Source organism: Janthinobacterium sp. SUN128, assembly GCF_030587275.1.
In the GTDB taxonomy this organism is placed as follows: Bacteria; Pseudomonadota; Gammaproteobacteria; order Burkholderiales; family Burkholderiaceae_D; genus Janthinobacterium; species Janthinobacterium lividum.
In genome coordinates this window covers 57,298-79,981 of record NZ_JAPWHY010000005.1, presented here as the reverse complement: position 1 = coordinate 79,981, position 22,684 = coordinate 57,298, and the positions used below count along the sequence as shown (strand labels likewise).

The window sequence follows — 22,684 nt, the reverse complement described above, 5'->3', positions numbered from 1 at the left end:
GGGCGCCCTCAGGGTTTGGCGACCGGCAGTTGGCGGCTTTGATAGCGGTTCAAGTCGCGCGCATCGACCTGCGGCCAGCCATCCTTGTCCCACGTCATGGGCAGGATCTTGAGCTTCTGCAAGTAATTGTCCGCCGTTTCGTAGGCGTGCAGCACCAGGTAATCCTTGCCATCGAAGGTGTAGGCGCTGTTGTGGCCCAGACCCTTCCAGTCCTTGTCGCCTTGCAGCAGCACCGTGCCGCCGCCCTGCGCCATGTCGCGGCCATCCTTGTCCAGGTACGGCCCCGCCACGCTTTGGGCGCGTCCCACGGCCAGGTGGTAGGTACTTTTTTCCTTCTGGCAGCACAGGCCCCAGGACACAAAGAGAAAATAATCGCTGCCACGCTGGAAGATGAACGGCGCTTCGATTTCCTCCGGTGCGGGCTTGAATTCGCCGGCCCTTGGCGGCAAGGGCACGCGTCGCGCCAGGGAATGCCACTCTTGCGGTTCCGCAATACGGGTCCAGTCGGGCGTCAGTTTCACCAGCTTGATGCCATTCCAGAACGAGCCGAACGACATCCATGGCGTGCCCTTGGCATCGGTGATGATGTTCGAGTCGATGGCGTTCCACTCGTCGCGCTCGGGCACGGATTGCAGCAGCATGCCCTTGTCGACCCAGCGGTAGTCGGGCGAACGGGGATTCAAGGTGGTGTTGACGGTCACGCCGATGCCGGACGTGTTCTTGCCGAAACCGGACACGGAGTAATACAGGTAATATTTTCCGTCATGGAATTGTACGTCGGGCGCCCAGATATGGTCGTCAAAACTGGGAGCGGCTGTTTTTGCCCAAGTGGGCTGGCCCGCGAAGACGCGCCCTTCGGGCTGCCAGTCGACCATGTTTTTCGAACTGTAAAAGGTGATGCCGGGACCCGTGCTGTACAGATAATACGTGTCGCCTTCCCTGGCCATCACGGGGTCGTGCACGCTGACCTGGGCCGCGTGCGCGGCAGCCATGATCGCCAGGGTGCCCAGGATGGCAGCCATGCCGCGGGTCAATGTATGCATCGTCTACTCCGATATGAATGGGCCGACCCATCATGCGGGCCGGCCGGATGAATGACAAGGGGTGAAAGACTATTCGACAGCCACCACCACGACGGCCTTGGCAGGCACCGACACGGTCAGCTTGCCGCCTTGCGCCTTGGCATTGAACGCCACGGGCTGCACGGCTTGCGGTTGCGCAAAGCTGTTGACGGCATCCATCTTGCCTGCGGTCAGCACGCGGCCATTCACGGCTGTCACTTTTTGACCTGCCAGCGCCACGCTCACATCGACAGCCTTGTGCGGGTTGGTATTCACCAAGGACAAGTACACCTTGCCATCCTTGGCGCGCGCGGCCGAGGCGCTGACTTCAGGAATGCTGACCTTGCCCAGGCTGTACTTGCCATTGCCATTGATGGCGACCGGTAACGATGTGGCATCCTGGAACGGCACGTACATTTCAAACGCGTGATACGTGGGCGTGAGGAAATATTTATCCTTGTCGGTGATGATCATCGCCTGCAGCACGTTGACCATTTGCGCGATATTCGTCATGCGCACGCGGTCTGCATGGGCGTGGAAAATATTGAAGTTCAGGGCGGCGACGAGCGCATCGCGCAAGCTGTTTTGCTGGAACAAGAAACCCGTGTTGGTGCCCGGCTCCACGTCGTACCAGGTGCCCCATTCATCGACGTACAAGCCCGTCTTTTTCGATGGGTCGTTCTTGTCGATGGCGGCGAGATTGTTCTTGATCAAGCTATCGATGCGCAGGGTACGGCTCAGGGTGGAAATCCACTCATTTTCGCCAAAGCCCGTGGCGGCGCCCTTCTTTTCCCACACGCCGGTCGGTACCGTGTAGTAGTGGAAACTGATGGCGTCCATCATGTTCGGCTTGATTTCGCGGCTCAGGGTGCTGGACCAGCTGATGTCGTCGTCATTGCCGCCGCTGGCGATGAATTTCGGGCGCGCGCTTTCCGGCGTTTTCATGAAGGTGTGATAGTGCTTGTACAGGTCGGCGTAGTACTGCGGGCGCATATTGCCGCCGCAACCCCAGGCTTCATTACCGATGCCAAAGTAATCGACTTTATACGGCTGGGCGCGGCCATTCTTGCGGCGCAGCTCGGCCAGGGTGGACTTGCTGTCCGACGTCATGTATTCGAGCCATTCGGACATTTCCTGTGGCGTGCCGGAACCGAGGTTGCCGTTGATGTAGGTTTGCGCGCCCAGCAGCTCGGCCAGGTCGAAGAATTCGTGCGTGCCGACGGCGTTCGACTCTTCCACGCCGCCCCAGTTGGTATTGACCTTGGTCGGGCGCTGGGCGCGCGCGCCGATGCCGTCCTTCCAGTGATATTCATCGGCAAAGCAGCCGCCCGGCCAGCGGACCAGGGGCACGTGCAACTGCTTCAGCGCGCCCAGCACGTCATTGCGCCAGCCCTTGGTGTTCGGAATGGGCGAGTCCGGCCCCACCCACATGCCTTCGTAGATACCGGTACCCAGGTGCTCGGCGAACTGGCCATATACGTTCTTGTTGATCACGGAACCGGGCTTGGCCACGTCGATGGTGACGCTGACGGGTGCGGCAAAGGCGCTGCCGGCGACCAGGCTCAAGGCCGCGATGCTGGTGTTGATGAATTTCATGCTGTCTCCTGTTTTTAAGTGAAAAGCAAGGGCCGGGATCAAGCCGGCAATGGATGTGGCGATGCCTCTCCTGCCGCAGGGTTGGGGCGGCAAGAGCGGTATTTCAAAGGAGGGGGATGGCTGCGGGCAAACCCGCGGCCGACAAAACGCCCAGGGCTAGGCGCAGGGTCGCAGACAGTACGCTAGTACGGCAAGACCCTGCAACAACGCCCTGGACGTTTTGTCAGACCCAGCCGGCGTCGACGATGAATTCTTGGGACGAGCACATGGCGCCGTCATCCGAGGCCAGGAACAGCACCATGGCGGCGATGTCCTGTGGCATCAGCTTGCTTGGCAAGCATTGGCTTTTCTTGATTTCCACTTCGGCCGCGTCGTCGACCCACAGGTCGATCTGGCGCTGCGTCATGACCCAGCCCGGCGTGACCGTGTTGACGCGGATATTGTGGGCGCCATAATCGCGCGCCAGGCCCCGCGTCAGGCCCACGACGGCGGCCTTGGTGGTGGCATACACGGGGTAGCCGCCCGACTTCATGTGCCAGGAAATCGAGCTGACATTGATGATGGAACCGCCGCCCTTGCGCTTCATGCCTTCGAAGACGGCCTGGCACGTGAAGAACATGGGACGTTGATTGATCGCAATGCGCTCGTTCCAGTATTCCAGGGTGACGTCCTGCGCCTGGTGGCGCTGGTCGTTGGCGGCATTGTTGACGAGGATATCGAAGTCGCCCAGCTCGCCTGCCAGTTCGGCCATGACGGCTTGCAAGGAGGGGATATCCGTGATGTCGCAATGGCGGAACAAGGGCGCCGTCAGGCCCGCTTCGGCCAGGCGGCGGCACAGGGCCTCGCTCGCTTCCACGGCGATATCGACAAACGCCACCAACGCGCCCTGGGCGGTAAATTCCGCCACCAGGGATTCGCCGATGCCGCTGCCGCCACCCGTGATGAACACGCGCTTGCCCTGCAAGCTGCCATATTTCGCCAATTGCTTCATCTTGTCTCCACCTGTTTATTTTTTATATACAACGTGCAACACAAGCCGGCGCGGCAAGACCCGTTGGCCCCGCCGCGCAGCAGGTTTTAGTCCTTGCCCAACACGCCATCGTGACGGCGCCAGATCCCCAGCGGATTATCATCGCGGAGCGACTCTGGCAGCAAGTCCTGCAGCAGGTTCTGGTACGACACGGGACGCAGGAAGCGGTTGATGGCTGCCGTGCCCACGGACGTGCTGCGGCCATCGGAGGTGGCCGGGAACGGGCCGCCGTGCACCATGGCCGTCGACACTTCCACGCCGGTGGGGAAACCGTTGGCCAGGATGCGGCCCACACGGCGTTCCAGCACAGGCAGCAGGCGGCGCGCATCTTCCAGGTCGCCCGCATCCATCTGCAGGGTGGCCGTCAGCTGGCCTTCCAGGCTTTCCGTGATCGCCAGCAACTGTTGCATGTCGCGGCAAGCCACCAGCAGGGAGGCGGGACCGAAGACTTCGTCGCGCAAGTCATGCTTGGCCAAAAACGCTTCCCCCGAAGTGACGAACAGGGCGGCGGCGCCCTTGCCTTCGTCGCCCGTATTTTGCACCAGCGGCGTCACATCGACGTGCTGCGCCAGGGCGGCGACGCCCTTGGCATAGCTGCTGGCAATACCAGCCGTCAACATGGTGGCGGCAGGCGCAGGCGCCAGCGCTTCGGCGGCAGCGGCGGCAAAGGCCGTAAAGTCGGCGCCTTCCAGGCCCAGCACGAGGCCGGGATTGGTGCAGAACTGGCCCACACCCATGGTCAGCGAGGCGGCAAAACCGCTGGCGATCGCCGCGCCGCGGGCGGCCAAGGCTTGCGGCAGCACAAACACGGGGTTGATGCTGCTCATTTCCGCATACACGGGGATCGGTTGCGGACGTTCTGCCGCCACCTTCATCAGGGCGATGCCGCCCGAACGCGAACCCGTAAAGCCCACGGCCTGGATGGCCGGATGGGCCACCAACGCCTGGCCGATGCCATTGCCCGTTCCCGTCAGCAAGGCAAACACGCCGGCCGGCAGCTTGCACAGGGCAATCGCTTTCACGATGGCGCGCGCCACCAGCTCCGACGTGCCAGGGTGGGCCGAGTGGGCTTTCAGCACGACGGGGCAGCCGGCAGCCAAGGCCGAGGCCGTATCGCCACCGGCGACGGAGAAGGCCAGCGGGAAGTTACTGGCCGCAAACACGGCGACGGGGCCCAGGCCGATCATGCGCAAGCGCAAGTCAGGACGCGGCGGCACGCGGTCAGGCAGCGGGCTGTCGATGCGCGCATCCGTCCACGAACCTTCACGCAGCAAGCCGGCGAACAGTTTCAGCTGACCCACCGTGCGGCCACGTTCGCCTTCCAGGCGCGCGCGCGGCAAGCCGCTTTCCGTCATGGCGCGCACGATCAGGTCGTCGCCCAGTTCGAGGATTTGCGCGGCAATGGTGTCGAGGAAATCGGCGCGTTCCGCATCCGTGGTGGCGCGGAACGGGTCGAACGCAGCTTGCGCCAGGCGGCAGGCTGCGTCGATTTGCGCTACGTCAACCATGTGGAAGGCAGGCGCGATGTGCGCGCGCGCGGCCGGATCCCAGGCTTGGAAGGAGCCGCCATTGCCCTGGACGGCAACGCCGCCGATCAATGCATCACCGGTGATATTGAAACTCATAATGTGCTCACTTTCGCAAATTCGGTTGGGAAGACGTCGAGGCGGTTGCGCAAGGCGGGGCCAAAGGCCGGCGCTTCGATTTCAAAGGTTTCGCCCGGCGCCACGCTCACGCCATCGGCAAAGCTCAGGGTGGCCGTGCCGAAGAAGTGCACATGCACGTCGCCAGGGCGCTTGAACAGCGGATACTTGAAGTGGTGGTGTTCCAGGTTGGCAATCGTGTGCGACATATTCTCTTCGCCGCTGACAAACGCCTTTTCCCAGCGCACATTGCCAGCCGCATCGAGCACGCGCGAGGCGCCGGCGATGTGCGCGGGCAATTCGCCCACCAGCAGGGCCGGCCCGACGCTGCAGGCACGCAGTTTCGAGTGGGCCAGGTACAGATAGTTCTGGCGTTCCGTGATGTGGTCCGAGAATTCATTGCCGATGGCGTAGCCGACGCGGTAGGGCTGGCCATCGTCGCCGATCACGTACAGGCCGGCGATTTCCGGCTCCTCGCCGCCATCGAGGGCAAAGTCCGGCATGCGCAGCGGCTGGCCGCCGGCGCGCACGATGGAGCCGTCGCCTTTATAGAACCATTCCGGCTGGGCGCCGGCCGTGCCAGCGGCAGGCTTGCCGCCTTCCACGCCCAGGCGGAACATTTTCATGGAGTCGCTCAAAGACTCCGCGTCGCCGCCGATCTTCTTGTGCATGGCGTCGCGCGCGCCGGCGCTGCCCAGGTGGGTCAGGCCCGTGCCCGTCACGTAGCAGTGCGCTTCATCCGCGTGGTCCAGCGGCGGCAGCACACGGCCGCCGGCGGCCACGTCCGCATAGGAATGCGTGGTGTTGCCGACAGTAGCATTGACCAGTTCCACCAGGTTGACCTTCTTGCGGATGGCGTCTTGCGCCAGCGCATATGTCGTGTTGTAGCCTTCGATGACGCGGATCTGGTCGTCTTGCAGCAGGCCGACCAGGCGGCCGCCATGTTCATTCGTAAATTGCAGCAACAGCATGGGATTCTCCGCTTAGTGTGAGTGGCGCGGCACGGCGGAACCGCGATTGCCGACCAGGAAGTCGAAATCGCAGCCTTCATCGGCCTGCAACACGTGTTCGATGTACAGCTGCTGGTAGCCGCTCTTCGGCCCGGGCGCGCTGCCCAGTTCGCGGGCCGCCAGGCGCTCGGCGATTTCCGCGTCGCTGATGTCGATATTCAGGCTGCCGTTGTGGCAATCGAGGGCGATCATGTCGCCATCGCGCACGATACCCAGCGGGCCGCCCGCCATCGCTTCCGGTGCCACGTGCAAGACGACGGTGCCGTAGGCGGTACCGCTCATGCGCGCATCCGAGATCCGCACCATGTCGGTGATGCCTTGCGCCAGTAGTTTCGGCGGCAAGCCCATGTTGCCCACTTCAGCCATGCCCGGATAGCCTTTCGGACCGCAGTTCTTCATCACCAGCACGGAGTTCGCATCCACATCCAGATCCGGATCAACGATGCGGGCCTTGTAATGCTCGAAATCTTCGAACACGACAGCCTTGCCGCGGTGCTGCATCAGGTGCGGCGAAGCGGCCGACGGTTTCAGCACGGCGCCGCGTGGCGCCAGGTTGCCGCGCAGCACACAGATGCCGCCATCGGCCAGCAGCGGGTTGTCCAAGGTGCGCACCACTTCATCGTTGTAGATCGGCGCTTCGACGCAGTTGTCCCACAGCGACTTGCCGTTGACGGTCAGCGCATTCTTGTGCGGCAGCAAGTCGCCCTCGCCCAGGCGGCGTATCACGGCCGGCAAGCCGCCCGCATAGTAAAACTCTTCCATCAGGAAACGGCCCGACGGCAGCAGGTCGACGATGGTCGGCGTGCCGCGGCCTACCTTGGTCCAGTCTTCCAGCTCCAGCGGCACGCCGATGCGGCCGGCAATCGCTTTCAAATGGATCACGGCATTGGTCGAGCCGCCGATGGCGGCGTTGACCTTGATGGCGTTTTCAAACGCTTCGCGCGTCAGCACTTTCGACAGGCGCAGGTCTTCGTGCACCATTTCGACGATGCGGATGCCCGACATATGCGCCAGCACGTAGCGGCGCGAATCGACGGCAGGGATGGCCGCGTTGTGCGGCAGCGACGTGCCCAGCGCTTCGGCCATGCTGGCCATGGTCGAGGCCGTACCCATGGTGTTGCAGGTACCGGCCGAGCGCGACATGCCCGATTCGGCCGACATGAACTGGTGCAAGGTGATGGAACCGGCCTTCATCTGCTCGTGCAGCTGCCACACGGCCGTACCGGAACCGATATCCTTGCCATTGAGCTTGCCGTTCAGCATGGGGCCGCCGCTGACGACGATGGTGGGGATGTCGACGCTGGCCGCGCCCATCAGCAGCGCTGGAGTGGTCTTGTCGCAGCCGACCAGCAGCACGACGGCGTCCATCGGATTGCCGCGGATCGATTCTTCCACATCCATCGAGGCCAGGTTGCGCGTCAGCATGGCCGTCGGGCGCAAATTCGATTCGCCATTCGAGAAGACGGGGAATTCCACCGGGAAACCGCCCGCTTCCAGGATGCCGCGCTTGACGTGTTCGGCCAACTGACGGAAATGGGCGTTGCAGGGAGTCAGTTCGGACCAGGTATTGCAGATGCCGATGATCGGCTTGCCGTGAAACTCGTGGTCAGGTATGCCCTGGTTTTTCATCCAGCTGCGGTACATGAAGCCGTTCTTGTCCTGCGAGCCGAACCACTCGGCAGAGCGCAGGGCAACCTTCTTTTTTGTCTCAGACATGCCATTCTCCTGGTTGTGCTATGCCGGATCTAATGTCGTCGGCCCGGGCAGCGATGTTGGAATACTAAAGAATCCTGCCATGCCTTTCCAATCAATTTTTAATGCGTTCCGATATCGAAAACGATATCAACATCCCCCAATGAAAACGCCCTGCGCGCACGTGGCGGCAGGGCGCAGGCTGTTTTGGCCGGGGTGCTTACTCTGCGGAAAAACGATACACGGTTTGCGTCCGATACTCCTGACCCGGCCGCAAAATCGTACTGGGGAAGTGGGACTGGTTCGGCGAATCCGGGAAATGCTGGGTTTCCAGGCATAGCGCGCTGCGATAGCTGTTGGCGCGCAGCTTGCCGGGCTGACTGCCGTCGAGGAAATTGCCCGAATAAAACTGGACACCGGGCTCCTGCGTGTACACCTGCATCACCCTGCCCGATTGCGGATCGCGCACGGTGGCGGCCAGCTTCAGCCCTTGCTCCGCCTGTTGATTCAGCACGAAGTTATGGTCATAGCCGCGGCCGATGCCCAGTTGCTCATGCGGCAGGGCGATGCTGTCGCCGATGATGGTGCTCTGGCGCAAGTCAAACGGCGTACCTGCCACATCCGCCAGTTCGCCCGTGGGAATCGACCCCGCGTCCACGGGCAGGTAGCGGTCCGCGTTGATGGACAACGCGTGGCCGAGGATATCGCCCTGCCCCGCCAGATTAAAATAGCTGTGGTTGGTCAAGTTGACGGGCGTGGCCTGGTCCGTGACGGCATGGTAGCGCAGGCTCAGCGCATTGTCGTTGTCCAGTTCGTACACGACGGTGACGTCCAGCTTGCCCGGGTAGCCGTCTTCGCCGTGCGGGCTGCTGCGCGTGAACGTGACGCCGACGGCATCGTCCCTGGTGAACGGCTCGGCCAGCCACATGACCTGGTGAAAGCCCTGATTGCCACCATGCAAGTGGTTTGGCGCATTGTTGACGGCCAGCTGGTAATCCTTGCCGTCGAGGCTGAAACGCCCCTGCGCGATGCGGTTGCCGAAGCGGCCGATGACGGCACCCAGGAAAGCGCTGTTGTGCAGATACGGTTCGATGCGCTCGAAACCGAGCACCACGTCGGCAAAGGTGCCGTCGCGGTCCGGCACGTGGATTTCACTGATAATGGCGCCAAAGTCGAGCACCTTGACTTGCATGCCCTGGCGGTTCGTCAGGGTAAATACGCTGACGTGCTGGCCATCGGGCAGGATGCCGAACGGCGCTTGCGTCACTGAAACAGAATCAACTGGGGTCATGGCGTCGGGTCCGTAACGTTACAGGGTCGATGAGCGGCCAAACACGGGCATGCCTTGCGCATCCCAGCGCAGCGGTTTGACAAACGTATGGCGATCCGGGTTCCACAGAGGGTCGCCGACGATTTCCGTGTAGGTGCGGGCATGGTACACCAGCAACACACCATCGCCGTCGTCGGCCGTCGTGAAACTGTTGTGGCCGGGGCCGTAGATGCCGTGCTCATAGCAGGTGGCAAACACGGGCTCGGGCGACTTGCTCCACGAAAACGGGTCGAGCAAGTCGGCGGACGCGTCAGCCCACAGCAAGCCCATCGCGTAGTTTTCATCGGTGGCGCTGGCCGAATAGCTGATGAAGATCTTGCCATTGCGCTTCAGCACGGACGGTCCCTCGTTGACCCAGAAGCCGCGGATTTCCCAGTCAAATTCCGGTTTGCTCAGCATCACGGGCGGGCCGGCCAGCTGCCACGGCGTGGCCATCGGCGCGATGTACAGGTTGGAATTGCCTTCGATGGCGACATCCTTCTGCGCCCACAGGTAATACAGCACGCCGTCGTGCTCGAACGTGGTGGCGTCCAGGCAAAAGGTGTCGATGCCCGTGTCGATCTGCCCCATGAATTCCCATTCGCCTTCGAGCGGATTGGCGTTGGTATTGCGGATCGCATACATGCGATGCTGGAACAGTTTATGTTTGATCTCGCGGCTCGGCGCGGCGGCGAAATACACATACCAGGCGCCCTGGTTGAAGTGCAGTTCCGGCGCCCACACCAGTTCGCTGTACGGCCCCGTTTCCGGCTTGTGCCACACGTCGACAGTCTGCGCGTCCGCCAGGCCCGCGATGCTGTCGGCGCGGCGCAGCTCGATGCGGTCGTACTGGGGCACGGAGGCCGTAAAGTAATAATAGCCGTCGCTGTGGCGGTAAATGTGCGGGTCGGCGCGCTGTTCGATCAGCGGTTTCAAGACGTCTGCCATGTTGCTTGCTCCATTCAATTATTCTTACGCGGCCACGTAGCCGCGCTTGTGCATTTCGGTTTTCACGCCCGTGTAATAGCTGTCGCTGATGCGGTACTTGAACATCAGCAAGCCCATCAACAAGTGGAAAAAGCCGGGGATGATCGACAGCATCAGGGCGATGCCGTTCAGGGCGAATTGCGTTTGCTCATGGTTGGGCTGGTAGTCGAAATACGCCAGCAGCACGCCCACCAGGCCGCCCGCCACCGCCATGCCCGCCTTTTGGCAGACGGAAATGCCGCCAAAGGCGAAGCCGGAGACGCGCTTGCCCGTCTTGACTTGACCGTAATCAATGGTTTCCGCGATGGCCGACCAGAACACGGGCGCATGCAAGTCCACCACAAAGGACAGCAGGAAATACAGGGCGAAGGCCAGCACGGTGTCGCTCGGCTTCACAAAGAAATAGATCGCCAGGCTGATCAGCGCGACGCCGATCTGCGTGTAGCGGAATAGTTTCACCTTGCAATAGAACTTGGTGATCCAGGTCGAGGCGATCATGGCCAGGATGGCGGCCACCACGCCCGTCGTGAGGAAAGCGGCCACCGTTTCCGTGCTACCGCCCAGATAGTATTTCGCGTAATAAATGGCGACCGAGCCGCGCACCACATAGCCGATGGTGCCCGTGACGCACACGCCGCACAGCACCAGCCACTGGTCGTTCTGCAGCAGTACCTTCAATTGCGCCAGCAGCGATTGCTTTTCCACCACGTGCACGACTCTTTCGGTGGTGGAGAAATAGCAGAACAGGAACAGGGCCACGCCCATGACGGCCATCACGGCCATGGCCGCCTGGTAGCCGACGGCCGGGTTGCCGCCGCCCCAGCGCTGCGACAGGACCGGCACGACGATGGTCACCATGAAGGCGCCGATCTTGGCGAAGAACAGGCGGTAGCCGTTGGCCGACAGGCGGTCCTGCGGGTCGCTGGTCAAGCCGCTGATCAGGGAAATATAGGGAATGCCCACGCCGGCCGTCATGATGGTCATCAGGATATATGTGGAATATGCCCAGATCAGCTTGGCGTCATACTGCCATTCGGGCGTGCTGAAGACAAAGAAGACGCTGACGCCATACGGCACGGCCAGCCACAGCAGGTACGGCCGGTAGCGTCCCGAGGCAAAGCTGTAGCGGTCGGTGATCTGGCCCATGACCAGGTCGGCGATGGCGCCGATGACTTTCACGGCCACGAACAGCAGGGCCAGGTCGGTGGTTTTCAAGCCATAGATATCGGTATAGAAAAAAGTGATGATCAGCATCATCGACGAGATGACGACATTGAGCGCCATGTCGCCGGCGCCGAAGCCGACCTTTTCAACGGTGGATAATTTTTTCGTCTCCATGCTTTCCGTCCATTCTTTTTATGATGAATCGTGCGTGACTGTCCAACTGACAGGGGCGTTGCCGGCCGAAACCATGGCAACGCCCTTGATTGTTTACTGTGCGATCAACTTACATTTTCCAGCGCAGTGATAACCCTACCGTGCGGTCATAGCGGCGCGTATCGCGCGCATACACGCCCGGTTCGTTCCAGTAATCCTTGAACTTCGTGTCCAGCAAGTTATTGCCATCGAGGGTCACCGTGAACTGGTCGTTGATCTTGTACGACAGCGAACCGTCGAGCTGGGCCGTCGGCGCCACTTTCAAGTCCAGACCGGGGCCGCCCTGGTTGTAGCTGTCGATGAATTTCGAGCGCCAGTTGTAGGCCAGGCGGCCCGACCACGCATCTTTTTCGTACAGCAGCACCAGGTTGTAGGCGTAGCGCGACACGCCCGTGATGGCATGGCTGCCCGTCTCGTCATCGGTGGTGCCACTCATGTAGGTGCCGTTCGCCTGCAAGCCCAGGCCGCTCAACAGGCCCGGCAAGCCGTCATAGAACTGCTGGTAGCCAATTTCCAGGCCCTGCAGCTTGCCGGCGGCCGTGTTGTACGGGCGGTCCACGTCATAGGTCTTGCCACCGATGGTTTCGCTGGAAATGCGTTGCTGGATATAGCCGTCGAACTTGTGGTGGAACACGGTGGCCGTCACGGAACCGGCTGGCGCAAAATACCATTCCAGTGCCGCGTCAACATTGTCGCCCGTCACCGGTTTCAGGTTCGGATTGCCGCCCGCGCCCGTCGCTTTCACCGTTTCCGTCGAGTTGACCAGGGCCACGCCCGGGTTCAGCTGGGAAAAGCCCGGACGGCTGATGGTGCGGCCGGCAGCGAAGCGGCCGACCAGGTCGGCGCGCAGCTTGATTTTCAGGGCCACGCTCGGCAGCACGTCGGTGCTGGCCGTGTCGCTGATGACGGGCGTGTAGACGCCATCTTGCGAACTGTTGCCTTGCAGGCTTTGCTCGGTACGCACGACACGCACGCCCAGGGTGCCGTCGACAGGATAGGCGCCCAGCTTGAAGGCGATCTTTGCCTTGGTATAGATGGAATACGTCTTTTCCGTGTCCTTGAAGAACGAACCCGGGTCCATGGCGCGCGCCGCGCTGCTGCCCGTGACGGCTTCGCGGATGGTGCCCGTGTTATTGAGCAGGAAGCTGGCGCACGGCGTGTACCACTGCTTCAAACCATAGTCGGGGCCGCCGCTGGACATCGGTTCCGACAGACAATTAAGGCCCGGAATCGACGTCACGCTCTGGCGGCCAAACGGAAACGCTGCGCCGGACACGTCCGGTGCTTCCGCATTGCCCTCGAAACTCTTGATCGATTCGGCTTCGCGCTTCACGCCGCGCAGGCCGACGCTGATTTCCTTGAAGATGCCGCCAGCACTGGGTGTGTACGCCAGGTCGGCGCGCAAGTCGTTCGAGCTGCCCTGGTCACGGCCGTAGCGGTCGAAAAAGCCCTTCAGATAGTAATTCGACGGGTCTTGCAAATCGATGCCCGTGTAGTCGACGTGCAAGGTGCCATTCTGGTTGGTATTGATGCGGGCATTCGGCACGACGGTAATCGCATCGAGAATCGGGTTGCGCCAGGCATAGGTGCTTTTGGTGCTGGCCACTTCCGACGTGAAACGCCATTCCGGATTGATATCCCACAAGCCACCGACGGCAAATTGATGCGTCTTCGTCTGGTTCTTGTTCGCCTGCGTCGACATGATGGTGTTGACGTTGGTGGAAGTGAGCGTTTGCAGCTGGTCGGTGCCGGGAATCTTTGTAGCCGACACGGGCGTGCCCCACCATGGCAAGCCGACAAAGTAGTCGGACTCGGCATCAAGCAGGAAACGCGTGGCCATGCCTTCCGCGTACAGCTCGACGTCGGCGTTCGGACGCCATTGCAGCACGGCATTGGCGGTGCTGCGGCGGCGGTCGCCCTTGATCGGCAGCAAGCCCACCTGGTCCGGCCCCGTCAAACCAGGCGACAGGAAACTTTTATCCACGGGCGCCGTATTGAATGCGCGCTCTTCATGGTAACGGTGCTGCTGCTGCGACAAGCCCAGCAGCGCGCCCACTTCGCCGATGCCCGTCTTCCAGCGGTTAGCCACCATGCCGCTGATGTTCGGGTCCGTGGCTTTCGATTTGTCGCTGTAGACGGCGCGCGTGTTCACGCTGGCCGTGAACTCCTTGAAGTCGAACGGGCGGTTGGTGCGCACGTCGATGATGCCGGCCACGCCGCCTTCGACCTGGTCCGCGCCCTGCGATTTGTACACGTCCACGCGCTGCAGCATGGTGGCGGGAATGTCGGCCAGGTTGACGTAGCGCCCCGTGGTGGTGAACAGTTCGCGGCCATTGAGCAGGGTCGTGACATCGCGCAAGCCGCGGATCATGACGGCACTGGCCTCGCCCGAATCGCGGCGGATCTGGATGCCGGAGATGCGCGCCAGGGTCTCGGCTACATTGTTATCAGGGAATTTGCCGATGTCGTCGGCGACGATGGAATCGATGACCTGGTCCGAGCGCATCTTGATCTGCTGCGAATTTTGCGCCGAACGGCGCACGCCGCTGACGGTCACGACCGACACTTCCGCAGCAGGCTCGGCACTGGCATCGGCCACCACCGCCTCCTGCGCCCATACCGAAGCCGTGCTCAGCAGGCCAATACCGGCCAATGCCGCAACGGCTGCCTTCAAGATGAATGGACGAGGGGAAGTGGCCGCGAGCGGGCCGGTGGCGTTGCGCATCATGAATCTCCAGATATTGTATTGATATTTTTTGTGCTGCTTGCATGTCGTTCGCATGCTCGGCGTTTATCTTAGGGGCTGGGCGATAATCTCTCCAATCAATTTTTCCACTGTTTCGATATCAATTTTGATATCGGCGGTTAGCGGACTTTGGAGGTTGCAAACGGACAACGGCAGGGGCGTCAGGGGCGTTTTCGGAAGGTGGCGCACAAAAAAGTGGCAGTATCGACATGTGGTGGCACACGGTGCCCATGGCGAGCAGAAACAGTCACGTGCCGAGGCAAGCGTCGTTCTCGCACGAAAGTGTGGAGGTATTGGATTCGCACGCTGCGCAGCGTCACAGTCCCTGCCGGGTTGAAGTCACAATGGAGAACACGGCATGCAGCCGCATGGCAATGCTGGCTGGATAAAACGGGAGTCTTGATTTGTCTGGTGCGGCTGGCGGGGATCGAACCCACGACCCTTGGCTTCGGAGGCCAATACTCTATCCACTGAGCTACAGCCGCGTAGGGGGAATTTCTGAAGTGATGCGAAGGATACCGTTTTTCTTTACCTACGTCTACGGAAACTGTCGTATCGCTGGCAATTGCATGTCACTGCTCAATTTTTGTGCCTATAATTGTGGGTTTCATAAAGGTTTACATCCAGGCATGTAAAAATGCTACCTTACACGGCCATCAGTTTCAAATCTGGACTAAGGACATCATGAGCGACGCACATAACGAACAACAATCAGCGATCAAAACGCCTAAACAATTGCTTGCCGCCGTAGCTGGCTTCTTCCTCATCACCGTCATCGGCATCATCCTGCTGGTGCAGTTCGTCACGGCGCAAAAACTGACGGGCGCCGGTACGGACAGCCAGTCGCCGGAAGCCATTGCCGAGCGCTTGAGTCCGGTTGCCAATGCCGGCTTCACCTTCAAGGATGCCAGCGGTCCGAAAGTGCTGCAAAGCGGCGAAGCCGTCTACACGGCGACCTGCGTGGCTTGCCATGGCGCCGGCGTGGCCGGTGCGCCGAAGTTTGGCGATGCGGGCGGCTGGTCTGCCCGCCTGGCCCAGGGCTACGATACGGTCCTGAAACACGCCATCGAAGGCTTGCGCGCGATGCCGGCCAAGGGCGGCAATCCCGACCTCGACGATGTGGAAGTGGCGCGCGCCGTTGTCTACATTGCCAATGCGTCGGGCGGCAAGTTCAAGGAACCGGAAGTGCCGGCACCAGCCGCTGCAGCTGACGGCGCTGCCGCACCAGCCGCGGAGCCTGCCAAGTAAGCAGCTCGCAGTAGCAAGGAACCGCCCGGATGGGCGGTTTTTTTTACCCGCAGTTTGCGCCAGATCACACGGCGTAAAAAAGCCGCCCGGCTTGATGCGGGGCGGCTCGGTGCTAGCGCGTCAGAACTGCTGTTACCACATGATGACGCGGTCTTTCGGTGGCAGATACATCTTGTCGCCCGGTTTCACGTCGAAGGCCTGGTAGAAGCCGGGCTGGTTGCGCATGGTGCCGTTGGCGCGGAACTGGCCTGGCGAGTGCGGGTCCGTTTTCAGCAAGACCAGTTGCTGCGCTTCGCGCATCTTCATGCGCCATACCTGGGCAAAGCCCGCATAAAAACGCTGCTCGCCCGTGAAGCCGTCGATGACGGGAGCTTGCTTGCCGTTCAGCGACAATTTGTACGCCTTATACGCAATTGCCACGCCGGAATTGTCGGCGATGTTTTCGCCCAGGGTCAGTTCGCCGTTGACGAAGTGGCCCTTGACGGGGCTGAAGCTGTTGTACTGCGCCACCAATTGCTTGGTTTTCTTGGCGAAGTTTTTATGGTCGGCCTTGGTCCACCAGTCGCGCAGGTTGCCGTCGCCGTCGTACTGGGCGCCCTGGTCGTCGAAGCCGTGGCTGATTTCATGGCCGATGACGCCGCCGATGGCGCCATAGTTGACGGCGTCGTCCGCGTTGGCGTCGAAGAACGGCGCTTGCAGGATGGCGGCCGGGAAGACGATTTCGTTCAGCTCAGGGTTGTAATAAGCGTTCACGGTCTGCGGCGTCATGCCCCACTCGTCGCGGTCGATGGGCTGGCCCAGCTTGTTCAATTCGCGGTTGTAGTTGAGCAGGTGCGAACGCTGGATGTTGCCGATCAAATCGTCCGGCGCCACCGTCAGGCCCGAGTAATCGCGCCATTTGTTCGGATAGCCGATCTTGGTGGTGAACTTGGCCAGCTTGATCTGCGCCTGTTTCTTGGTGACAGGGCTCATCCAGTCGAGCTTGTCGATGCTTTGCTTGTAGGCCGTCATCAGGTTTTTCACCAGCGCTTCCATGCGCACCTTGCGCTCGGCCGGGAAATACTGCTCCACGTACAGCTGGCCCACGGCTTCGCCCAGCGCGCCTTCGACGGCGCCCACGCCGCGTTTCCAGCGCGGACGCATTTCCGTCACGCCCGTCAGGGTGGTGCCATAGAAAGCAAAGTTTTCATCGACATACGCTTTCGGCAGGTAGCCGGCGTTAGCGTGCAGCAAATGCCACTGGAAATATGCTTTCCACGTCTCCAGCGGAGTCTTGTTGGCGATCTCGGCAAAACCCTTCAGGTAGCTGGGCTGGCTGACGATCACGTAATTGACCTTGCCGGCGATGCCCGTGTCCTTCAGGTAGCGGGCCCAGTCGTAGCCTGGCGCCACGGCGGCCAGTTTCGCCAGTTCCACCTTGTTGTAGGTCTTGACGGGGTCGCGGTTCTGCACATTGCTCCATTGCGCCTTGGCCAGTTCCGTTTCCAGCGCCACAATGGCTTTCGCATTGGCGGCAGCGTTCGCGTCGCCGGCCAGGCTCAGCATTTTTTCCACGTGGGCCAGGTATTTGGCGCGCGTGTCGGCCTTGCCTGCTTCCAGGTAGTAGTCGCGGTCAGGCAAGCCCAGGCCGCTCTGCACGATGTCGGCCACGTATTTGGTGGAATCCTTGGCGTCCTGGTGAATGCCGAAATCGTAAGGCGAGGTCACGCCCAGCTTGCTGAAGTGGGCGATTACGGCAGGCAATTCCGCCTTGTCCTGCAGCGCGGCGATCTTCGCCAGCTCCGCGTTCAACGGCGTCAGGCCCAGGCTTTCCAGCTTGGCTTCGTCCATGAAGCTGTTATAGAAATCGCCGATCTTCTGGGCATTCGAACCGGCCGCGCGGGCCTTGTCGGCGGCAGCGCCTTCGACGATGCCGCGCAGCTGCGTTTGCGTATCGTCGGCCAGCTTGGCAAAACTGCCCCAGCTCGACTTGTCGGCAGGAATCACGGTTTCCGCCAGCCATTTGCCATTCAGGTGCTGGAACAGATCGTCCTGCGCGCGCACGGCAGGATCGACGTATTCGACGGCGATGCCGGACGTCAGCGCCGCAGCCGCAACGGCCGTGGCGGGAGCGGCTTTCTTGGCCGCATCAGCGGCGCCAGCCATGCCGGACACGCCGGCCAGCAAACTCAGGGTCAATGCACTTAACAAATAACGATTCACGGTTGTCCTCTATATTGTATTGTGTGGAATATAAGGGTCAGAAGGCCCAAGGCTTCTGGCCCGGTTTTTGACTGTAGCATACCGGCCGAAATGACAGAAAGAACTTTGGCCAGAATGCAAAAAAGACCACGCAAGGTGGTCTCTTTTGTTGTTACAGGATTACGTTTTCATCGAGGCTGGGCTTACCAGATGATCACGCGGTTTTCCGGAGCGACATACATCTTGTCGCCCGGTTTCACGCCAAACGCTTCGTAGAAGCCAGGCTGGTTGACCATGGTGCCATTCGCGCGGTACTGGCCCGGCGAATGGGGGTCGGTCTTGATCTGCACGATCTGCTGCGCTTCGCGCATCTTGCTGCGCCATACCTGGCCAAAGCCCATGTAGAAGCGCTGGTCGCCCGTCAAGCCGTCCAGCACGGGCGCCGGCTTGCCGCCCAGCGAGATTTTATAGGCCTTGTAGGCGATCGCCACGCCCGAGTTGTCGGCAATGTTCTCGCCCAGCGTCAGGGCGCCGTTGACGTGGTAGCCAGGCAAGGGGCTGTAACCGTCATATTGCTTGGTCAGTGCGTCGGCCTTGGCGGCGAAATTCTTGCGGTCGGCCGGGGTCCACCAGTCGCGCAGGTTGCCGTCGCCATCGGACTGGCTGCCCTTGTCGTCGAAGCCGTGGCTGATTTCATGGCCGATGACGGCGCCGATGGCGCCATAGTTGACGGCGTCGTCCGCGTTGGCGTCAAAGAACGGCGGCTGCAGGATGGACGCGGGGAAGACGATTTCATTCATCGTCGAGCTGTAATAGGCGTTCACCGTTTGCGGCGTCATGCCCCACTCTTCGCGGTCGATCGGCTTGCCCAGCTTGGCCACCTGGCGCGCGGAACCGAAGTTGGCGGCGCGCATCATGTTGCCCACCAGGTCGCCCTGGACGATTTGCAGCTTCGTGTAATCGCGCCATTTGTTCGGATACGCGATCTTCGGCGTGAACTTGGCCAGCTTGGCTTGCGCTTCCTTCTTGGTTTCCGGGCTCATCCAGTCCAGCGTATCGATGCTGTCCTTGTAGGCGGCCAGCACGTTTTTCACCAGCTCCTGCATGTGCGCCTTGCGTTCTGCCGGGAAGTATTGCGCGACATACAGTTTGCCGACGGCTTCACCCAGCACGCCTTCGACAGCACCCACGCCACGCTTCCAGCGCGGCTGGTTTTCCGTCACGCCGCTGAGCACCGTGCCGTAGAAGGCAAAGCTCTCGTCGACGAAGTTCTTCGACAGGTAGCTGGCATAGCTGCGCAACAACTGCCATTCGAAATACGCCTTCAGGGTATCCAGGTCGGCAGACGCGAGCACCTTGTTGTAGCCGGCCAGGTAGCTCGGCTGGTTGACGATGACGTAATCGACCTTGTTGGCGATGCCCAGGGCGGCCAGGCCGGACTTCAGGTCGTAGCCCGGGGTCAGGTCGTTCAGTTTATTGATGTCGGTCTTGTTGTAGCGTTTGACGGGATCGCGGTTCTCGACCTTGGTCCATTGCACTTCGGCCAGGGCCGTTTCCAGGGCCACGACAGCCTTGGCGCGGGCGGCGGCGTTCTTGTCGCCCGCCATGGCCAGCATTTTTTCCACGTGCGCCTGGTATTTTTCCTTGACGCCAGCCTGCTTGGCTTCCAGGTAGTAGTCGCGGTCCGGCATGCCCAGGCCGCTTTGGCTCACATATGCCGCATATTTCGTCGAGGCGCGCGCATCCTGGCCCACGTAGACGGCGTACGGGGTCGCCACGCCCGTCTGGCTCAGGTGAGCGATCAGGGCCGGCACGCCCTTCTTGTCGCGCAGCGAGCGGATGCGGTTCAGTTCGCCGGCCAGCGGCTTCGTGCCCAGCGACTCGAGCTTGGCTTCATCCATGTAGCTGGCGTACAGGTCGCTGATTTTCTGCGCTTCGGAACCGGCTTTCCTGTTCTTGTCCTTTTGCGTGGCTTCGATGATGCCGCGCAACTGTGGCGTGGTGTCATCGCGCAGCTTGGCGAACGAACCCCAGCTCGACTTGTCGGCAGGAATCTCGGCCGTGGCCAGCCACTTGCCGTTCAAATGGGTAAAGAAATCGTCCTGCACGCGCACGGCGGGGTCGATGTACTGCACATCGATACCGGAAACGACGCCGGCGGCGGCAGGTGCGGAAGGTGCGACGCCGGGCGCCACGGTCGGGGCGGCAGCGGCGGATACAGGTTCGGCGGCATGGGCAAACGCAGCCAACAGGGTCAGGGTCAGACTGCTCAAGAGATAGCGATTCACGGATTGTCCTTATGGGGCATGTCAAAAAGACCGGGCGGATGGCTTCGGGCGGATAGCCTGCCGCGCCAGGCGCTGCAGGAATGTAGCACGCAAGCATGCCTTTTGACCATCCTTGCCCCGTGGTTGCCCTCCGCGCCTGCCCCCTGCTTACCCTCAGTTGCCGGGCAGCGTCATGCCCGCGCCCCCGCTGCCCATGCTCACGCCCGCGCCTCCCATGCCGCCCATTCCCCCCTTGCCGCCCTTGCGCCCGCCATGCTCGCCACCGGGCGCGCCGCGCGATTCGCTGCGGGGCGCGGCGGCGTCCATCACGCGCGCCATCTGGCCGGCGATGAACTGGGCCACCATCTGGCGCTGGTTTTCGTCGAGGGCATCGTTGACGCTCAGCCACCATTCGCGCAGCTGCTTTTCTTCGGCCAGGCTCTGCGTGCTTTCCGTGTCCAGGCCGGCGAGCAAGTCGCGCAACTCCAGCCTAGGCGCCTGCAAACCCTGCGTCACGCCCGCTTGCAGGCGTTCGCGGCGCGCCTTGCGTTCGCGCAACAGCTGGCGCGATTTCCCTTCCACCTGCTGCCACAAGGTGGTTTGATTCGCATTGAGCTTCAATTCCGTCTTGAAATCGGGCGCCATCGGCAACAAGTCTTCCAGGCGCATCTCGGCAATCGGCACGGCCGAGGCGGTCAAGGCGGTGGTACCCAGCAGCAAGGCCAGGCCGAGACGGCGCACGGCGGGGGAAAAGGTCAACGAGGTCATGGGGGCTCCGGATAAAAAAAAGCCTGCGTCCGCAGACGCAGGCAAAACCACTTCGGGTCGAGAATGCGAGTCCACTATAGGGCCGCCGCACACGCTTTTTTTCGACTCTTACAAATGCTTACTCCCCTCAAGAGTAACTATACATCGCATACAAAACCGCAACATATGGCAAGCTGACAGCCCCGTTTTCGCGCGTAGACTGGGCCCAGGCATGCTTTTTCCACGGCCGGCCCACGCCGGCAGAGATTCAGGTCTATACTTTCAGGAAAGCGCCGCTCCACGGGGACTGGCGCTTGTGCAAGACACGCTAGCTGCAAAGGTGCAATGATGGGCAAACTCAAAAATACCGGCTTGATCGGCCTGGGCGTGGTGGCCGGCGTCGCCGTGTCGCTGCAATTTTCCGCCATGGCGCAAAAAACCGTCGAGCCGCCCCTGCCGCTGGAAGAGCTGCGCCAGCTGGCCGACGTATTTGGCCTGATCAAGTCCGATTACGTCGAGCCGGTGGAAGACAAGAAACTGCTGGAAGACGCCATTTCCGGCATGGTCGCCTCGCTCGACCCCCATTCCGCCTACCTGGACAAGAAAGCCTACGCCGAGCTGCGCGAAGGCTCCGAAGGCAAGTTCGTCGGCCTGGGCATTGAAATCGGCCTCAGCGAAGACGGCTACATCAAGATCGTCTCGCCCATCGAAGATTCTCCCGCCTACCGCGCCGGCATCAAGGCTGGCGATCTGATCACCCGCCTCGATGGCCAGCCCGTGAAAGGCGTCAGCCTGGACGACAACGTCAAGCGCATGCGCGGCGAACCGGGCACCAAGGTGTCGCTGACGATTGCCCGCAAGGATGAACCGCAGCCGCTGGCCTTCACCATCACGCGCGAGGAAATCCACCAAAAGAGCGTGAAGGCGAAGATCGTCGAGCCCGGCTACGCCTGGTTGCGCGTGTCGCAATTCCAGGAACCGACCGTCGACGACATGGCCGCGCAAATTACTGCGTTATACCAGCAAGACCCGAACATCAAGGGCATGGTGCTGGACCTGCGCAACGATCCGGGCGGCGTGCTGCAGGGCGCCATCGGCGTCTCGGCCGCCTTCCTGCCGAAGGACGCGGCCATCGTCTCGACGAATGGCCAGTTGCCGGATTCGAAACAGGTGTTCTACGGCCGCGCCGAATACTATACCTTCCGTTCGGAAGGCGATGCCCTGGCGAAATTGCCGGCCGCCATCAAAAAAGTGCCGCTGGTGGTGCTCGTCAACACGGGGTCGGCCTCGGCCTCGGAAATCGTCGCCGGCGCCCTGCAGGATTACAAGCGTGCCACCATCATCGGCACGCAAACCTTCGGCAAGGGTTCCGTGCAAACCATCCGCCAGCTGACAGCCGACACGGCCGTCAAGCTGACGACGGCCCGCTACTACACGCCGAACGGCCGCTCGATCCAGGCCAAGGGCATCGTGCCCGACCTGCTGGTCGATGAAAATGCGGACGGCGATGGCCTCAACGGCTTGCGCATCCGCGAAGCGGACCTGACCAAGCACCTGAGCAACGACCGCGACCAAGAAAGCGCCAAGGCCGCGCCCGTTAACGACGAGATGGAAGAGCAATTGCGCATCATCGCCCTGGAAAAGACCCGCAAACCGCTGGAATTTGGCAGCAAGGACGATTTTCAATTGCACCAGGCGCTGAACCACCTGAAGGGTCTGCCGGTGCAGCTGGCCAAGGCCGAACCGGTGGTGGTGCAGGCCGACGTCAAGAAAGAACAGAAGAAGTAAGC

General features: G+C 61.5%; 15 protein-coding genes and 1 tRNA gene. 2 read left to right on the top strand and 14 right to left on the bottom strand.

The genetic code is table 11. The annotated features are described in order from the left end of the window. Window positions 1-8: 8 nt before the first annotated feature. The 11 genes from O3297_RS25420 to O3297_RS25370 form a co-directional block, all read right to left on the bottom strand. Complete coding sequence (locus O3297_RS25420; RefSeq protein WP_305050713.1) at window positions 9-1,043, bottom strand: arabinan endo-1,5-alpha-L-arabinosidase; 1,035 nt, start codon at window positions 1,041-1,043, stop codon at window positions 9-11. Window positions 1,044-1,112: 69 nt separating this feature from the next. Further along, a complete protein-coding gene (locus tag O3297_RS25415) occupies window positions 1,113-2,657 on the bottom strand; it encodes an alpha-N-arabinofuranosidase (protein WP_305050712.1) in 1,545 nt (514 codons plus the stop codon). Window positions 2,658-2,880: 223 nt separating this feature from the next. Then, a complete protein-coding gene (locus O3297_RS25410) occupies window positions 2,881-3,648 on the bottom strand; it encodes an SDR family NAD(P)-dependent oxidoreductase (RefSeq protein WP_305050711.1) in 768 nt (255 codons plus the stop codon). An 86-nt stretch (window positions 3,649-3,734) separates the two neighbouring features. Next, window positions 3,735-5,312 carry an aldehyde dehydrogenase (NADP(+)) gene (locus O3297_RS25405; protein WP_305050710.1) on the bottom strand — a complete coding sequence of 526 codons (1,578 nt, stop codon included), beginning with the start codon at window positions 5,310-5,312 and terminating at the stop codon, window positions 3,735-3,737. Beyond that, a complete protein-coding gene (araD1, locus tag O3297_RS25400) occupies window positions 5,309-6,301 on the bottom strand; it encodes an AraD1 family protein (protein ID WP_305050709.1) in 993 nt (330 codons plus the stop codon). Before araD1 ends, O3297_RS25405 begins: the two co-directional genes overlap by 4 nt. A gap of 12 nt (window positions 6,302-6,313) precedes the next feature. Continuing rightward, window positions 6,314-8,056 (bottom strand): IlvD/Edd family dehydratase, encoded by a 1,743-nt coding sequence (locus O3297_RS25395; RefSeq protein WP_034752921.1) that lies wholly within the window; start codon window positions 8,054-8,056, stop codon window positions 6,314-6,316. A 196-nt stretch (window positions 8,057-8,252) separates the two neighbouring features. Then, window positions 8,253-9,323, bottom strand: a complete 1,071-nt coding sequence (locus O3297_RS25390; protein ID WP_305050708.1) for an aldose epimerase family protein — start codon at window positions 9,321-9,323, stop codon at window positions 8,253-8,255. 18 nt (window positions 9,324-9,341) lie between these two features. Beyond that, the gene (locus tag O3297_RS25385; protein WP_099389764.1) at window positions 9,342-10,289 is read right to left on the bottom strand and encodes a family 43 glycosylhydrolase; all 948 of its coding nucleotides are present in this window, start codon (window positions 10,287-10,289) and stop codon (window positions 9,342-9,344) included. 24 nt (window positions 10,290-10,313) lie between these two features. Beyond that, window positions 10,314-11,666 carry an MFS transporter gene (locus O3297_RS25380; RefSeq protein WP_305050707.1) on the bottom strand — a complete coding sequence of 451 codons (1,353 nt, stop codon included), beginning with the start codon at window positions 11,664-11,666 and terminating at the stop codon, window positions 10,314-10,316. 109 nt (window positions 11,667-11,775) lie between these two features. Further along, on the bottom strand, window positions 11,776-14,433 hold the full coding sequence (locus O3297_RS25375) for a TonB-dependent receptor (RefSeq protein ID WP_305050706.1): 2,658 nt from the start codon (window positions 14,431-14,433) through the stop codon (window positions 11,776-11,778). Window positions 14,434-14,860: 427 nt separating this feature from the next. Beyond that, window positions 14,861-14,936 (bottom strand) — tRNA-Arg (locus O3297_RS25370). 199 nt (window positions 14,937-15,135) lie between these two features. On the opposite strand from O3297_RS25370, the gene O3297_RS25365 reads away from it, so the two are divergent. Further along, the gene (locus tag O3297_RS25365) at window positions 15,136-15,699 is read left to right on the top strand and encodes a cytochrome c5 family protein (protein WP_070279983.1); all 564 of its coding nucleotides are present in this window, start codon (window positions 15,136-15,138) and stop codon (window positions 15,697-15,699) included. A gap of 132 nt (window positions 15,700-15,831) precedes the next feature. On the opposite strand, the gene O3297_RS25360 is transcribed toward O3297_RS25365, so the two are convergent. The 3 genes from O3297_RS25360 to O3297_RS25350 form a co-directional block, all read right to left on the bottom strand. Continuing rightward, window positions 15,832-17,901 carry a M13 family metallopeptidase gene (locus O3297_RS25360; RefSeq protein ID WP_305050704.1) on the bottom strand — a complete coding sequence of 690 codons (2,070 nt, stop codon included), beginning with the start codon at window positions 17,899-17,901 and terminating at the stop codon, window positions 15,832-15,834. A gap of 182 nt (window positions 17,902-18,083) precedes the next feature. Beyond that, on the bottom strand, window positions 18,084-20,168 hold the full coding sequence (locus O3297_RS25355) for a M13 family metallopeptidase (protein ID WP_305050702.1): 2,085 nt from the start codon (window positions 20,166-20,168) through the stop codon (window positions 18,084-18,086). A gap of 153 nt (window positions 20,169-20,321) precedes the next feature. Further along, entirely contained in the window at window positions 20,322-20,915 is a 594-nt protein-coding gene (locus tag O3297_RS25350; protein WP_034783707.1) for a hypothetical protein, read from the bottom strand. A gap of 324 nt (window positions 20,916-21,239) precedes the next feature. Here O3297_RS25350 and O3297_RS25345 point away from each other — a divergent pair, with 324 nt between their 5' ends. Next, window positions 21,240-22,682: a S41 family peptidase gene (locus O3297_RS25345; RefSeq protein ID WP_070279980.1), complete on the top strand. Its 1,443-nt coding sequence runs from the start codon at window positions 21,240-21,242 to the stop codon at window positions 22,680-22,682. Window positions 22,683-22,684 lie beyond the last annotated feature (2 nt).

Bases quoted from the DNA above. Each gene is read 5' to 3' on its own strand.
- O3297_RS25420 (WP_305050713.1), bottom strand. From the start codon at position 1,043: ATGCATACATTGACCCGCGGCATGGCTGCCATCCTGGGCACCCTGGCG.
- O3297_RS25415 (WP_305050712.1), bottom strand. From the start codon at position 2,657: ATGAAATTCATCAACACCAGCATCGCGGCCTTGAGCCTGGTCGCCGGC.
- O3297_RS25410 (WP_305050711.1), bottom strand. From the start codon at position 3,648: ATGAAGCAATTGGCGAAATATGGCAGCTTGCAGGGCAAGCGCGTGTTC.
- O3297_RS25405 (WP_305050710.1), bottom strand. From the start codon at position 5,312: ATGAGTTTCAATATCACCGGTGATGCATTGATCGGCGGCGTTGCCGTC.
- araD1 (WP_305050709.1), bottom strand. From the start codon at position 6,301: ATGCTGTTGCTGCAATTTACGAATGAACATGGCGGCCGCCTGGTCGGC.
- O3297_RS25395 (WP_034752921.1), bottom strand. From the start codon at position 8,056: ATGTCTGAGACAAAAAAGAAGGTTGCCCTGCGCTCTGCCGAGTGGTTC.
- O3297_RS25390 (WP_305050708.1), bottom strand. From the start codon at position 9,323: ATGACCCCAGTTGATTCTGTTTCAGTGACGCAAGCGCCGTTCGGCATC.
- O3297_RS25385 (WP_099389764.1), bottom strand. From the start codon at position 10,289: ATGGCAGACGTCTTGAAACCGCTGATCGAACAGCGCGCCGACCCGCAC.
- O3297_RS25380 (WP_305050707.1), bottom strand. From the start codon at position 11,666: ATGGAGACGAAAAAATTATCCACCGTTGAAAAGGTCGGCTTCGGCGCC.
- O3297_RS25375 (WP_305050706.1), bottom strand. From the start codon at position 14,433: ATGATGCGCAACGCCACCGGCCCGCTCGCGGCCACTTCCCCTCGTCCA.
- O3297_RS25365 (WP_070279983.1), top strand. From the start codon at position 15,136: ATGAGCGACGCACATAACGAACAACAATCAGCGATCAAAACGCCTAAA.
- O3297_RS25350 (WP_034783707.1), bottom strand. From the start codon at position 20,915: ATGACCTCGTTGACCTTTTCCCCCGCCGTGCGCCGTCTCGGCCTGGCC.
- O3297_RS25345 (WP_070279980.1), top strand. From the start codon at position 21,240: ATGATGGGCAAACTCAAAAATACCGGCTTGATCGGCCTGGGCGTGGTG.